Annotated in this window: 14 protein-coding genes; 6 read left to right on the forward strand and 8 right to left on the reverse strand. The window is 67.1% G+C overall.

The features are described from left to right. Window positions 1-2: 2 nt before the first annotated feature. The gene (locus ACTJKH_RS04265) at window positions 3-740 is read right to left on the reverse strand and encodes a class I SAM-dependent methyltransferase (RefSeq protein WP_440735882.1); all 738 of its coding nucleotides are present in this window, start codon (window positions 738-740) and stop codon (window positions 3-5) included. 69 nt (window positions 741-809) lie between these two features. Here ACTJKH_RS04265 and ACTJKH_RS04270 point away from each other — a divergent pair, with 69 nt between their 5' ends. Beyond that, window positions 810-1,403, forward strand: coding sequence for a histidine phosphatase family protein (locus ACTJKH_RS04270; RefSeq protein ID WP_440735883.1), 594 nt, complete (start codon window positions 810-812; stop codon window positions 1,401-1,403). On the opposite strand, the gene trmD is transcribed toward ACTJKH_RS04270, so the two are convergent. From trmD to rpsP, 4 genes are read right to left on the reverse strand one after another with little or no spacing between them, the layout of a single operon-like run. Then, entirely contained in the window at window positions 1,400-2,110 is a 711-nt protein-coding gene (trmD, locus tag ACTJKH_RS04275; RefSeq protein WP_440735884.1) for a tRNA (guanosine(37)-N1)-methyltransferase TrmD, read from the reverse strand. The genes ACTJKH_RS04270 and trmD overlap by 4 nt on opposite strands. Window positions 2,111-2,129: 19 nt before the next feature. Next, window positions 2,130-2,732: a ribosome maturation factor RimM gene (gene rimM / locus ACTJKH_RS04280; protein WP_440735885.1), complete on the reverse strand. Its 603-nt coding sequence runs from the start codon at window positions 2,730-2,732 to the stop codon at window positions 2,130-2,132. 1 nt (window position 2,733) lies between these two features. Next, entirely contained in the window at window positions 2,734-2,964 is a 231-nt protein-coding gene (locus tag ACTJKH_RS04285; protein WP_440735886.1) for an RNA-binding protein, read from the reverse strand. Between the two features lie 6 nt (window positions 2,965-2,970). Beyond that, window positions 2,971-3,405: a 30S ribosomal protein S16 gene (gene rpsP, locus ACTJKH_RS04290; protein ID WP_056307932.1), complete on the reverse strand. Its 435-nt coding sequence runs from the start codon at window positions 3,403-3,405 to the stop codon at window positions 2,971-2,973. Window positions 3,406-3,614: 209 nt separating this feature from the next. On the opposite strand from rpsP, the gene ACTJKH_RS04295 reads away from it, so the two are divergent. Then, window positions 3,615-4,766: a glutamate--cysteine ligase gene (locus ACTJKH_RS04295; protein WP_440735887.1), complete on the forward strand. Its 1,152-nt coding sequence runs from the start codon at window positions 3,615-3,617 to the stop codon at window positions 4,764-4,766. A 4-nt stretch (window positions 4,767-4,770) separates the two neighbouring features. Here the strand turns inward: ACTJKH_RS04295 and ACTJKH_RS04300 are convergent, their stop codons facing one another. Then, window positions 4,771-5,742, reverse strand: coding sequence for a sugar-binding transcriptional regulator (locus tag ACTJKH_RS04300; RefSeq protein ID WP_210097818.1), 972 nt, complete (start codon window positions 5,740-5,742; stop codon window positions 4,771-4,773). A 100-nt stretch (window positions 5,743-5,842) separates the two neighbouring features. On the opposite strand from ACTJKH_RS04300, the gene ACTJKH_RS04305 reads away from it, so the two are divergent. The 3 genes from ACTJKH_RS04305 to glpK all read left to right on the forward strand — a co-directional run bounded on the left by ACTJKH_RS04305 (window position 5,843) and on the right by glpK (window position 9,944). After that, window positions 5,843-7,555, forward strand: coding sequence for an FAD-dependent oxidoreductase (locus ACTJKH_RS04305; protein ID WP_440735888.1), 1,713 nt, complete (start codon window positions 5,843-5,845; stop codon window positions 7,553-7,555). Window positions 7,556-7,647: 92 nt separating this feature from the next. Next, complete coding sequence (locus tag ACTJKH_RS04310; protein WP_056509723.1) at window positions 7,648-8,400, forward strand: MIP/aquaporin family protein; 753 nt, start codon at window positions 7,648-7,650, stop codon at window positions 8,398-8,400. A 29-nt stretch (window positions 8,401-8,429) separates the two neighbouring features. After that, window positions 8,430-9,944 (forward strand): glycerol kinase GlpK, encoded by a 1,515-nt coding sequence (glpK, locus tag ACTJKH_RS04315; protein WP_440735889.1) that lies wholly within the window; start codon window positions 8,430-8,432, stop codon window positions 9,942-9,944. A 2-nt stretch (window positions 9,945-9,946) separates the two neighbouring features. Here glpK and ACTJKH_RS04320 read toward each other — a convergent pair whose 3' ends face one another. Continuing rightward, window positions 9,947-10,882 (reverse strand): LysR family transcriptional regulator, encoded by a 936-nt coding sequence (locus ACTJKH_RS04320; protein ID WP_440735890.1) that lies wholly within the window; start codon window positions 10,880-10,882, stop codon window positions 9,947-9,949. A gap of 78 nt (window positions 10,883-10,960) precedes the next feature. On the opposite strand from ACTJKH_RS04320, the gene ACTJKH_RS04325 reads away from it, so the two are divergent. Then, window positions 10,961-11,872, forward strand: coding sequence for an EamA family transporter (locus ACTJKH_RS04325; protein WP_440735891.1), 912 nt, complete (start codon window positions 10,961-10,963; stop codon window positions 11,870-11,872). A gap of 6 nt (window positions 11,873-11,878) precedes the next feature. On the opposite strand, the gene ffh is transcribed toward ACTJKH_RS04325, so the two are convergent. Continuing rightward, the gene (gene ffh / locus ACTJKH_RS04330) at window positions 11,879-13,432 is read right to left on the reverse strand and encodes a signal recognition particle protein (protein WP_210097812.1); all 1,554 of its coding nucleotides are present in this window, start codon (window positions 13,430-13,432) and stop codon (window positions 11,879-11,881) included. Window positions 13,433-13,434 lie beyond the last annotated feature (2 nt).

Below are 13,434 nucleotides of genomic sequence, written 5' to 3' on the forward strand. Positions count from 1 at the left end.
GGTCAGTCGACTCTGTAGACGAACACGTCCGTCACGATGGGCAGGTCGAACTCGTCACGCCCACGGGTTTCGGGATCGGCGTCCAGGACGGTCTCGATGGCGGTGGACATCCGCGCACGTTCGTCGTCATCAGCGACCAGGAAGCTGCTCACGGTCGACCATCGCTTGAGGTAGTCCTCGCGCCGGATCCGCTCCGCCCAGTGGATCTGCTCGTTCCGGACATGCTCGAAACCGGGCAGCACCTCGGCGGCAGAGCTCGTCGTGCCGTCCTCGTCCGCCACCGCGGGATGAGCGATGCGATGAGCCGCCCTGTCCCAGGTGCTCGCAGGGTCGGAGTGGTTCCAGATCAGGCCGAGAGTCCCGCCGGGCGCGAGCACTCTCGCGATCTCCCCGCATGCGGGATCCCGGTCGAACCAGTGGAACGCCTGGGCGACGGTGACGACATCGACGGATCCGTCCGCCGCCGGAATCAGCTCGGCACTTCCCTGCAGAGCCTCCACTCCCGGCAGCTTGGCCCTCAGGACGTCCAGCATCGCCGTCGAGGGTTCGACCGCGATGACCTGTTCGGCCCGCTCCGGGAGCAGCTCCGTGAACTTCCCGGTGCCGGCTCCGAGATCGAGTGCTGCACGCACACGCTCGGGCAGGATCAGATCGGCCGCCGCCGCGGGAAACCCGGGCCGATAGCGATCGTAGTCCGCAGCGATGCGCTCGAACGACTTCGCAAGCACCTCGTCGACCATGCCCCGACGCTATCAGGCGACACCCGATTCGCCCCTCGCAGCATGGCTCGGCTGTGCCATCCTGGGTGCATGATTCCGCAGGATCGCCATGTGCCTGAGCGCCTGTTCCTCGTGCGACACGGGCAGACGCGATGGAATCTCGAGCACCGACTGCAGGGGCAGCTCGACTCGCCCCTCACGGATGACGGGATCCGTCAGGCGAAGAGCGTCGCCGAACGGCTCGACGGCCACGGGATCACGACAGTCTGCTCGAGCCCGCTCGGGAGGGCGCTCCGCACCGCGGTGATCATCGCCGACCGGATCGGCGCGGATCTGGTGGAGGTTCCCGAACTCTCCGAGGTGCATCACGGCGACATGGCTGGTCTGACCTGGGATGAGGTCGACCAGCGGTTCCCCTCTGCCCGAGCCGACAGGGCCGCCAACCGATACGGATGGGCTTTCCCTGGCGGCGAGAGCTACGCGCAGGCGAGAGCACGTGCTCGCCGAGCGCTGTCGGCGTGCGGCTGGGCCTCCGGCGGGGTCCCCGTGCTCGTGACACACGAGATGCTCGGACGGATGCTCAGAGCGGACCTACGGCGTCTCGACCCCGCAGCGGCCCTGTCGCTCCGACATCCTCATGATGTCGTCTTCGAGATCGACCGAGGTGTGGAGCGGATGCTCTAGGACTCGTCGTCCGGCAGGAGGTCAGGGCGTCGGCGGCGCGTGCGCTCGAGCTGCTGGTCACGTCGCCACGAGGCGATGAGCGCATGATTGCCGCTCAGCAGGACATCGGGAACCGATCGTTCACGCCAGACGGACGGCTTCGTGTACGAGGGGTACTCCAGCAGCCCGTCCTCATGGGACTCTTCGACCAGGCTCTCCGGATTGCCGACGACGCCGGGGATCAGACGACCGATCGCCTCGATCATCGCCATCGTCGCGACCTCGCCGCCGTTGAGGACATAGTCTCCCAGGCTGATCAGCCGAACCTCGCCGAGGGAGGCCGCATACTCGAACACCCGCTCGTCGATCCCCTCGTACCGGCCGCAGCCGAAGACGAGATGCTCGCGAGTGCTCAGATCACGAGCCGTCGCCTGCGTGAAGACCTCGCCCGCGGGCGACGGGAAGATGATCGTCGGTCGCTGGTCGGTCGAGGAGGGAGTCGACGATGCGAGGTCGTCGAGCGCCAGCCCCCAGGGCTCCGGCTTCATGACCATCCCGGCACCGCCCCCGTAGGGGGTGTCGTCGACGGTCCGGTGACGATCGGAGGTCCAATCACGCAGATCACGCACCCGCAGATCGAGGATGCCGGCGCTCTGCGCCTTCCCGAGTAGCGAGAGCGTCAGTCCGTCGAAGTACGACGGGAAGATGGAGAGGACGTCGATGCGCACGGAGGAACCGTACCAGCGGTCACTCGGAGGCGTCGGAGTCCGAGGACTCCTCCGCAGCCGACGACTCGGAGGAGTCGGGAAGCTCTTCGAAGAGACCTGCGGGCGGCGTCACGATGACGCGTCCTGCGCTCACATCGACCGTGGGGACGATCGCCTGGACGAAGGGAACCATGATGTCCTGATCGCCCGATCGGACGATGAGCAGATCCTGCGCGGGGAAGTGCTCCACGCGAGCCACCTTGCCGACCACGACGTCGTCGCGGACGACATCGAGTCCGACGAGCTGGTGGTCGAACCAGGCGTTGTCCTCGACCTCGTCGGCATCCTGATCGATCCAGAGGATGGCGCGTACGAGACCCTCTGCAGCCTCACGGTCGTCGACATCGTTGAGGAAGACGACCGGGTTGCCGTTCATCACGCGGTATTCGCGGACGACTACGGTCTTGCCGTGCCACGGAGATGCCTCGGGCACCTGCAACGTGAACTCGGCTCCCGGAGTGAAACGGCGCTCCGGGGTGTCTGTGTAGAGCTCCAGCTTGAGCGCACCTTTGAGGCCATGGGCCTTCACGAGGCGCCCTACGCGCAGCTGGTTCTTGCCCTGGTTGCGATCTTTCGACACCACGTCAGTCGTCCGCGACGTCGACGCGGACGCGTCGCCCATCGGCCAGCGCGGAGATGAGCGTACGCAGTGCCTTCGCGGTGCGGCCGCCGCGCCCGATCACGCGTCCACGATCATCGGGGTGCACACGCACCTCGAGGAGATCGCCTCGCGGCGAGGTGGACGAGTTGATATGCACATCGTCCGGGTGATCGACGATCCCCTTGACGATGTGTTCGAGCGCGGCGGCGAGCACGACGGATTACTCCGAGTCGGCGGCGGGAGCCTCAGCGGCCTCCGCGTCGGCCTTGGCGGGAGCCTCCTCTGCGGGAGCCTCCACCTTCTTCTCGGCCTTGGGCTTGACGACGGACTTCTTGGACGCGTCGATCTCGAACGGAACCTTGGGCTCCTTGACCTTGAGCGTGGACTTCGCGTCCTTGTCGCCCTTGAACTTGCCCCAGTCGCCCGTGATCTTGAGGAGGGCGGCGACCTGCTCGGTCGGCTGTGCGCCGACGGAGAGCCAGTACTGCGCACGCTCGGAGTCGATCTCGATGAACGAGGGCTCCTCGGTGGGGTGGTACTTGCCGATCTCCTCGATCACGCGACCATCGCGCTTGGTCTTCGAGTCGGCGACGACGATGCGGTAGTACGGCGCACGGATCTTGCCCAGGCGCTTGAGACGAATCTTGACAGCCACGATTCTCCTGAATTGTGTGGAAGTTGACGAACCGATCGCCTGGAGAGTGGGGTGCACACCCGGCGGAAGCTCAAAGAGGGAGGACGAATGCTGGATAGAGGGTCGAGCACGTCGTCCGACCTTCTATTCTGCCAGATGAGCGGCCCAGGAGCGAAACGCGGCGACACGGCGGTTGCCGTGTCGCCGAGGCCGCGTGTCAGACTGTGCTCGTGAAGCTCGATTTCGCGCCCTCGGCGCGGTCCACCGTCGGCCTGGAGTGGGAGATCATGCTCGCCGATCCGGTGAGCGGTGATCTGGTCGGTCGTGCGCCGGAACTCCTCTCTGCACTCGAGGCCGAGAGCGAGGACGAGCGGCACACCGTCACCGGCGAGCTGCTCACCAACACGATCGAGGTCACGAGCGGCATCGGCGATTCCGTCGCACATGCGGTGGATGACATCGCGAACGCGATCGCGGCCGTGCGATCCGCGACCGACCCCGCGGGCATCGAGCTGCTCTCCGCCGGCAGCCATCCCTTCGCCCAGTGGTACGACCAGGAGGTGACCGACAAGACGCGGTATCACACCCTGATCGAGCGGACCCAGTGGTGGGGACGCAACATGATGATCTGGGGCATCCACGTGCACATCGGGGTCGAGGATCAGCGCAAGGTCATCCCGATCATCAACGCGCTGTCGGGCTACCTCCCCCATCTGCAGGCGCTGGCGGCGTCGAGCCCGTTCTGGGCGGGAGAGCGCACCGGGTACGCGTCGAACCGTGCCCTCGTGTTCCAGCAGCTGCCCACCGCTGGACTCCCCTGGCCCCTGCAGGACTGGTCGGAGTACGAGTCCTACCTCGATGACATGGTCCGCACCGGTGTCATGGCCGACGCCACGGAGGTGCGGTGGGACATCCGGCCCGCGCCCCGATGGGGCACCATCGAGATCCGCGCGTGCGACGGACTGTCCACCCTTCCGGAACTCGCCGCGGTCGCCGCACTGGTCCAGGTGCTCGTCGAGCATCTGTCTCGAGAGCTGGACGAAGGCCGCACCCTGCCGCAGATGCCGGCCTGGTATCACCGCGAGAACAAGTGGCGCGCGGCGCGGTACGGCCTCGATGCGCGCGTGATCGTGGATGCGGCCGGCTCGCAGCGCCCCGTGCGCGACCATCTCGCGCAGATCATCGAAGACCTGGCCCCGGTGGCCGTCGAGCTCGGCTGCGTGCGCGAGTTCGGCAGCATCGGAACGATCCTGACCGACGGGGCGAGCTACGAGCGGCAGCTGACGATCGCGAATGCGACCGGCGGGGACCTCGCGGCCGTCGTCCAGCATCTGATCCGCGAATTCCGGTCAGGACCTGAAGCGTCCACCGACGAGCCGTAGTCGCTCAGTCGTCGACGAGTCGGCGTGCGAGCCCTTCGTCGAGGACCACGTCTGTGACGAGATCGGCCGCGAACGCCGCGCGCAGGCTCACGAGCTTGGGGATGCCGGAGACGACGCACACACGTCGTGGAACGCGGCGCAGCCTGTCGAGTCCTGGTCCGGTCGCGCGCGCATTGACACGGATGTCCTTCCACGAGCCGTCCGCGCGGAAGAAGACGGTCGCGACGTCACCGATCGCGTGATCCTCACGCAGACTGCGATAGTCGTCGCGGCTGAGGTAGCCACCGACGTAGACCCGGCTGGGCACCTCCGCCGCGGGAGAGCCGAGGCTGAACACGGCGATGTCCATCTTCGACTGCAGATCGAGCACACGCCTCGTGCTGCGCTCGCGCCACATCGCCTCCCGTGTCGAAGGGTCGTCGAAGAATGCGGGCACCGGGAACTGCTGCACCTGGGCCCCGAAGGCGCTGCCGAAGCGCTGCAGGATGTCGCTCGAGTACTCCACACCGCTCGTCTGCGTGTTCCCCGCCCCGTTCAGCTGCACGAACGTCGTGTTGTGCGTCTCCTTCTGCGTGAGTCCGCGACTGACCGCGCTGATGGTCGATCCCCAGGCGACCCCGACGATCATGTTCGAGTCGACGAACTGCGAGAGCAGTCGCCCCGCGGTGAGCGCGACACGCTCCAGCCGCTCGACCTCGCTGACGATCTCGGGGATGGGAACGACATGAGCGACGACCCGGTATCTGTCTCGGATGTGCTGCTCGAGCATCCCCAGCCGTTCGAGCGGCGAGTTGATGCGGATGTCGACGAGCCCGCTCTCCCGCGCGAAGCTCAGCAGCCGCGACACAGATGACCTGGAGGTCTTCAGCTCCTGCGCGATGACCTCCATGGTCTTGTCCTGCATGTAGTAGAGCTGCGCTGCGGTGAGCGCGGCGATCAGCTTCGAGTCGCGGGATCCCGCGTCGGACTGGCCCATGACGACCTCCTCACCCCGATCTTTGCACATATGTGCAGCGGGCTTGCGCGCCCTGGCCACATGGGTCGAAGCTGGGGGCAAGCACAGAGAAGGGTCGAAGATGATCGAGTCGACACACTCATCACCGGAACGCGCCGAAGTCCGCGCGGTCCGTGAATCCGGACGCACCGGCGTCCTCGTCATCGGAGCGGGGATCAACGGCATCTCCACGTTCCGTGACCTCGCACTGCAGGGCGTGGACGTCCTGCTCGTCGAACGCGGAGACTTCGCCTCCGGCGCGTCGGCGGCATCGAGCCACATGATCCACGGCGGCATCCGCTACCTCGAGAACGGCGAGTTCCGTCTGGTGCGCGAGTCCGTCGAGGAGCGCAACGGCCTGCTCAAGATCGCGCCTCACTACGTGAAGCCGCTCGAGACGACCATCCCGATCTACTCGACCTTCTCGGGCATCCTGTCCGCTCCCCTGCGCTTCCTCACGCACAAGAGCGGCAAGCCTCAGGAGCGCGGCGCGTTCCTGATCAAGGTCGGCCTCACGATCTACGACACGTTCTCCCGCGACGGCGGCATGGTCCCCCGTCACCGGTTCCTCGGTCGCAAGCGCTCGCTCGCCGAGCTCCCCTCGCTCGACCCCAACATCAAGTACACGGCGACGTACTATGACGCGTCCATGCACGACCCCGAGCGCCTCGCACTCGACGTCCTGCAGGACGGTCGCGCCGCGCACCCGGGTGGCGCCATCGCGCTGAACTACGTCGAGGCCGTCGCCCGCGACGGTGCGAACGTCGTGCTCCGCGACCGCGAGAGCGGCACCGAGTTCACCGTCACCGCCGATGTGGTCGTCAACGCCTCCGGACCCTGGACGGACCTCACGAACGACGCTCTCGGCACCGACACGCGCTTCATGGGCGGAACCAAGGGCTCGCACATCGTCCTCGACCACCCCGAGCTCCTCGAGGCGACGCGCGGACGCGAGATCTTCTTCGAGCACTCCGACGGCCGCATCGTGCTGATCTACCCGCTCAAGGGACGCGTCCTCGTCGGTACGACCGACATCGACGCCGACCCGCGTGAGGTCCCGGTGTGCACGGAGGAGGAGATCGACTACTTCTTCGACCTCATCCACCACGTCTTCCCGCAGATCGACGTGACGCGAGAGCAGATCGTCTACAACTTCTCCGGCATCCGCCCGCTTCCCCGCCACGAGGACACGGCGCCCGGCTTCGTGTCGCGCGACTACCGCATCGAGGTCGACGAGAAGGGTGCAGCGCCTCTCGTGAGCCTGGTCGGCGGCAAGTGGACGACGTTCCGCGCCCTCGGCGAGTCCCTCTCCGACGTCGCGCTCGGGCTGCTCGGCCGCACCCGCACGGTCTCGACGGCAGGACGAGCGATCGGTGGAGGCCGCGACTTCCCGCGCACGGAGAAGGCCCGTCGTATCTGGATCCAGGAGAACCTCTCCGGAGCCGGTGAGCGCGCCGAGCGCCTGCTCGCCCGCTACGGAACCCGCGCAGCGCAGGTCTGGGAGTACATCGAGCAGGGCGACGACGCTCCCCTCGCCGGTGGCGACCTCTCGACGCGCGAGCTCGCCTGGATGGTGGAGAACGAGATGGTCGCGCGCCTCCAGGACGTGATCCTGCGCCGAACCAGCATCGCGTTCACCGGACACGCCGACGCGGATGTGCTCGAAGAGCTTGCCGATGCACTGGCTCCTCTGCTCGACTGGGACCGCGCACGCCACGATGCCGAACTGGATCAGACGCGCACGCTGCTGAACGAACGACATGGACTGAAGATCTCGTCCCGCGCACGCGGCTGACGAGACATCCGAACACCGCCGTCCACGCGGTGTAAATCCCAACAAGTGCCAGGGCTAAGGGGCCCTGGCACTCAAGAAAGGTCAATGAAGACATGACTGATGTGAATCTCGGTCTCTACTTCCTCTCGGAGTTCGTCGGCACAGCGATGCTGATCCTCCTCGGATGTGGTGTGGTCGCCAACGTCGCCCTCGCGAAGAACAAGGGCTTCGGCGGCGGCTTCCTGATGGTCAACTGGGGATGGGGTCTCGCGGTCTTCGTGGGTGTCCTCGCCTCGGCATACTCCGGCGCGATCCTGAACCCCGCGGTCGGTATCGGCCTCCTGGTCGCCGGCAAGATCGACTTCTCGCAGTTCGCCGTCGCGACCGGTGCCGAGCTCCTCGGCGCGATCGTCGGTGCCATCCTCACGTGGCTCGCCTACAAGCAGCACTTCGATGAGGAGCCCGAGGCCGCCAACAAGCTCGGCGTGTTCTCGACCGGCCCTGCGATCCGCTCCTACGGCTGGAACCTCGTCACCGAGGTCATCGGAACCTTCGTCCTCGTGTTCGCGGTCTTCGCGTTCGCGGACTACGGCGTCGCAGACATCGGCACCCCCGGAGGCCTCGGACCGCTCAGCGCGCTCCCGGTCGCACTCGTCGTGGTCGCCATCGGCGCGTCGCTGGGTGGACCGACCGGCTACGCCATCAACCCCGCACGTGACCTCGGACCGCGTATCGCTCACGCCATCCTGCCGATCAAGGGCAAGGGTTCCAGCGACTGGTCGTACTCCTGGGTCCCGGTCGTCGGACCGCTCATCGGTGGTGTCCTCGCCGCCGTCGCAGCACCCGTCCTGCTCAACCTCGCCTGAACCCGAACCTGACTTCAAAGGAGAACACAATGGCCGACTACATCATCGCCATCGATCAGGGAACCACCTCCAGCCGCGCGATCATCTTCGACAAGAAGGGCAGCATCGTCGCGACCGGTCAGAAGGAGCACGAGCAGATCCTGCCGAAGGCCGGTTGGGTCGAGCACGACCCCGCCGAGATCTGGCGCAACGTCCAGGAGGTCATCGGTCTCGCACTGAGCCGTGCCGACCTGACGCGTCACGACATCGCGGCCGTCGGCATCACCAACCAGCGTGAGACCGCCGTGGTCTGGGACAAGACGACGGGCAAGGCCGTCTACAACGCCATCGTGTGGCAGGACACCCGCACGCAGGAGATCGTCGACCGCCTCGCGGCCGACGGTGGCGTCGAGCGGTTCAAGCCGGTCGTCGGCCTTCCCCTCGCCACCTACTTCTCGGGCACCAAGATCGCCTGGATCCTCGAGAACGTCGAGGGTGCGCGCGAGAAGGCCGAGGCAGGAGACCTCGTCTTCGGCACGACCGACAGCTGGGTGCTGTGGAACCTCACCGGTGGCGTCGACGGCGGCGTGCACGTGACCGATGTCACCAACGCCTCGCGCACGATGTTCATGGATCTCGAGACGCTCGAGTGGCGCGACGACATCCTCGAGGCGTTCGGCGTCCCTCGCTCGATGATGCCGGAGATCCGCTCCTCCTCCGAGGTGTACGGTGCCGCCGAGGACTCGTCACTGCTGCGCGAGACCCCGATCGCCGGCATCCTGGGCGACCAGCAGGCGGCGACGTTCGGCCAGGCCGCGTTCAAAACGGGCGAGAGCAAGAACACCTACGGAACCGGCTGCTTCCTCATCTTCAACACGGGCGAGGAGATCGTCCACTCGAAGAACGGGCTGCTCACGACGGTCGGCTACAAGCTGGGCGACGGACCGACCCACTACGCGCTCGAGGGATCGATCGCCGTCACCGGATCGCTGATCCAGTGGCTGCGCGACCAGCTCGGCATCATCGGCTCGGCTCCCGAGGTCGAAGAGCTCGCCAAGCAGGTCGATGACAACGGCGGGGTCTACATCGTCCCGGCGTTCTCCGGCCTGTTCGCGCCGTACTGGCGTCCGGACGCACGTGGTGCGATCGTGGGTCTCACCCGCTACGCGAACAAGAACCACATCGCTCGCGCGGCGCTCGAGGCAGTCGCCTTCCAGACGCGCGACGTGCTCGATGCGGTCAACGCCGACGCAGGTGTCGATCTCACCGAGCTCAAGGTCGACGGCGGCATGGTCGCGAACGACGCGCTCATGCAGTTCCAGGCCGACGTGCTGGGCGTTCCGGTCGTTCGCCCGGTCGTCGCGGAGACCACCGCGCTCGGCGCCGCGTACGCCGCCGGACTCGCGGTCGGATTCTGGAACGGTCTGGACGACCTGTCCGCCAACTGGCAGGAGGACCGCCGCTGGGAGCCGTCGATGGAGGACGCAGAGCGCGACCGCCAGCTTCGTCTGTGGCGCAAGGCCGTCAGCAAGTCGATGGACTGGGTCGATGAGGACGTGAAGTGACCTCAGAGTTCTGAGGAGGCGGGCGCGGAGGATTCCTCCGGGCCCGTTTCGTCTTCCGTGACATCGATCATCGAGTCGATCACGTCGAGGAAGGCGATCGCGACGCCCCGCGGCGCACGGTCGTCCCACGCGACGTACTGCACGCGCGTCGGGCCGTCGGCGAGTTCGACCGCGACGGCATCCGTGGATGAGCCGACGATGACCCCGGGAGCGAGCAACGCGATCGCCAGCCCCTCCGAGACGAGTCCGAGGATCAACTCGGACGAGTCGGCTTCGAAGGCCACATCGCGGGCGACACCGGATGACGCGAACGCCGCGTCGCCCTGAGCACGCCCCGACGTGCCGGCAGGGAAATCAGCGAACACCTCGTCGACGAGATCGGCGATCCGGACGCCGGTCCGTCCGGACAGCCTGTGCGTCGGGGCGACCGCTGCCACCAGACGTTCACGGGCGAGCACCCGCACAGCGACGCCCTTCGGCACGCTCCCCTCGCGCAGGCCGAGGAGGGCGATGTCGAGATCCCCCCGTCGCACCGCGTCGGCGAGCGTATCGCTGTTGCCGACGGTGAGCTCGACGCGAGCGTCAGGATGCGCCTCTCGGAAACGGGAAACCACCCGAGGCACCGACACCGCACTTGCCGTGGGGATCACGCCGAGACGGAGCGTGCCCACGATCCGGCCGGACGCAGCAGCCGCGGCATCTCGGGCATCGTCGGCGGCGATCACGGCCTTCTTCGCGTGGACGAGGAAGGCCTCCCCCGTATCCGTCGTCCGGACGCTGCGACTCGAGCGGACGAAGAGACGTTGTCCGAGTTCGCGCTCGAGGGCGGCGATCTGGTGACTCAGCGCCGATTGCGTGACGAAGCACCGCTCCGCGGCACGGGTGAAGCTCGAGGTGGATGCGACCTCGACGACGTATCGCAGCTGTTGGAGGTCCATCCATCCATGATTCAGCATCATGATTTGCGTGACAAGTATGTGTTGGACTCATTGGTTCGATCCGATCAGGCTGGAGACATGAACCGCGTCACCCTTCTGCTGCTCACGGCGCTCGCTCCTCTCTCGTGGGGAACGACGTACCTCGTGACGTCCGAGCTGCTCCCCTCCGGTCACCCGCTCCTGGCCGGGCTCTTCCGTGCACTCCCTGCGGGGATCATCGCGCTGGCGATCGGCAGGCGCCTGCCGTCCGGGGGGTGGTGGCTGAAGTCGCTGGTTCTCGGGGCCCTCAACATCGGAGCGTTCTTCCCGCTGCTGTTCCTCGCCGCCGAGCGGCTGCCGGGAGGCGTCGCCGCAGCGGTCGCGGGGGTGCAACCGATGATCATCCTCGGCATGAGCGCGCTCGTCCTGCGAGACCGGATGAGACCGCTCACCGCCGCGGCTGCCGTCGTGGGCGCGGGAGGCGTCGCCCTCGTCGTACTGGGGCCCGCAGCGCATCTCGATGCCCTCGGAATCCTGGCGGCTCTCGGAGGCGTGACGGCGACGGCGCTCGGCATGATCCTCACGAAGCGGTGGGGCCGCCCTGCAGGCGTCGGACCGGTCTCGTATGCGGGATGGCAGCTGACGGCGGGCGGTCTCGTCCTCCTGCCGCTCACTCTGCTCTTCGAAGGCGTCCCCGCCTCGATCGACGGCGGAGCCTCGCTCGGCTACCTGTGGCTGGGCTCGGTCGGAGGGCTGCTCGCCTATACGCTCTGGTTCCGCGGCATCCAGCTGCTGCCGGTCATCGCTCCGGGGCTGCTCGCTCTGCTCTCGCCCGTGGTCGCGACGCTGCTGGGCACGCTCGTGGCCGGCGAGACGTTCACACCGCTCCAGGCACTCGGAATCGCACTGGTACTCGTCGCGCTGGTTGTGGGCCAGCTGACGGCGCTCAGGACGACGCGTCGCTCATCGGCTCCTGCCCGCGAGCAGGAGTTGCAGGCGTCCCGACCCTGACCGGCGTCAGTTCTTGCCGAAGAGCTTCTGGATCTCGGCGAGATCGGCCTCGCTGGGCGCCTTGGCGCCACCCAGACCGAAGCCGGAACCGGTCGGGGTGGATGCGCTGGCGAGCCCTGCGTTCTCGGCTGCGCGCTTCGCCGGGTTGCCTGAACGGGACCCGCCCGAGGACTTGGCCTTCTTGCCACGCTTCGAGGAGGCTCCCGGCTTGCCCATCCCGGGCATCGACCCCATCCCCGGGATGTTCGGGGTGCCACCACGGGCGACGGTCTTCATCATCTTCGCGGCCTGATCGAAGCGCTGCACGAGCTGGTTGACGTCGGTGACGGTCATGCCCGAGCCACGCGCGATGCGCAGACGACGCGATCCGTTGAGGACCTTGGGGTTGCGGCGCTCACCGGGTGTCATCGAACGGATGATCGCCTCCGTGCGATCGATCTCGCGCTCGTCGAAGTCCTCGAGCTGCTGCTTCATCTGCCCCATGCCGGGGAGCATCCCCAGCATCTTCTTCATCGACCCCATCTTCTTCATCTGCTGAAGCTGGTCGAGGAAGTCCTCGAGCGTGAACTGCTCGGTGGCGAGCTTCTCGGCCATCTTGATGGCCTCTTCCTCATCGAAGGCCTGCTGGGCCTGCTCGATGAGGGTCAGGATGTCGCCGAGGTCGAGGATGCGACTCGCCATGCGGTCGGGGTGGAAAGGCTCGAGATCCTCGAGTCGCTCTCCGGTCGACGCGAAGATGATCGGGCGGCCGGTGATCGACGCCACCGAGAGTGCGGCGCCACCGCGCGCGTCGCCGTCGAGCTTCGAGAGGACGACACCGGTGAAGTCGACGCCCTCCTGGAAGGCACGGGCGGTGTTGACCGCGTCCTGACCGATCATCGCGTCGATGACGAACAGGACCTCGTCGGGATCGGTCGCCTTGCGGATGTCGGACGCCTGCTTCATGAGCTCGGCGTCGACGCCGAGACGACCGGCGGTGTCGATGATGACCACGTCGTGCTGATGGCGGCGCGCGTGCTCGACGCCGTCACGGGAGACCTTGACGGGGTCGCCCACGCCGTTGCCCGGCTGCGGGGCGTAGACGGTGGCACCGGCCTGCTCCGCCACGACCTGGAGCTGATTCACGGCGTTGGGACGCTGGAGGTCGGCGGCGACGAGGAGGGGCGTGTGCCCCTCGCCCTCGAGCTGCTTCGCGAGCTTGCCCGCGAACGTGGTCTTTCCCGAACCCTGGAGGCCGGCGAGCATGATCACGGTCGGCGCCGTCTTGGCGAACTGCAGACGACGCTGCTCGCCGCCGAGGATCTGGACCAGCTCCTCGTTGACGATCTGCACGACCTGCTGCGCCGGGTTGAGCGCCTTGTTGACCTCGTCGCCGAGGGCACGCTCGCGCACCTTGGCGGTGAACTCCTTCACGACGGAGAGCGCGACGTCGGCGTCGAGGAGTGCGCGACGGATCTCGCGTACAGTGCCGTCGACGTCGGCCGCGGTGAGCTTTCCCTTCGTGCGCAGATTGCGGAAGGTCTCGGTGAGCCGATCGGAGAGCGTGCCAAAGGTAGCCATGG

Source organism: Microbacterium sp. 22215, assembly GCF_052045655.1.
GTDB classification, from domain to species: domain Bacteria; phylum Actinomycetota; class Actinomycetes; order Actinomycetales; family Microbacteriaceae; genus Microbacterium; species Microbacterium phyllosphaerae.

Excerpts from the sequence above, each read along its gene's own strand:
- ACTJKH_RS04325 (WP_440735891.1), top strand. The coding sequence starts at position 10,961 with ATGAACCGCGTCACCCTTCTGCTGCTCACGGCGCTCGCTCCTCTCTCG.
- ACTJKH_RS04300 (WP_210097818.1), bottom strand. The coding sequence starts at position 5,742 with ATGGGCCAGTCCGACGCGGGATCCCGCGACTCGAAGCTGATCGCCGCG.
- ACTJKH_RS04305 (WP_440735888.1), top strand. The coding sequence starts at position 5,843 with ATGATCGAGTCGACACACTCATCACCGGAACGCGCCGAAGTCCGCGCG.
- ACTJKH_RS04270 (WP_440735883.1), top strand. The coding sequence starts at position 810 with ATGATTCCGCAGGATCGCCATGTGCCTGAGCGCCTGTTCCTCGTGCGA.
- ACTJKH_RS04265 (WP_440735882.1), bottom strand. The coding sequence starts at position 740 with ATGGTCGACGAGGTGCTTGCGAAGTCGTTCGAGCGCATCGCTGCGGAC.
- glpK (WP_440735889.1), top strand. The coding sequence starts at position 8,430 with ATGGCCGACTACATCATCGCCATCGATCAGGGAACCACCTCCAGCCGC.
- ACTJKH_RS04320 (WP_440735890.1), bottom strand. The coding sequence starts at position 10,882 with ATGGACCTCCAACAGCTGCGATACGTCGTCGAGGTCGCATCCACCTCG.
- ACTJKH_RS04310 (WP_056509723.1), top strand. The coding sequence starts at position 7,648 with ATGACTGATGTGAATCTCGGTCTCTACTTCCTCTCGGAGTTCGTCGGC.
- ffh (WP_210097812.1), bottom strand. The coding sequence starts at position 13,432 with ATGGCTACCTTTGGCACGCTCTCCGATCGGCTCACCGAGACCTTCCGC.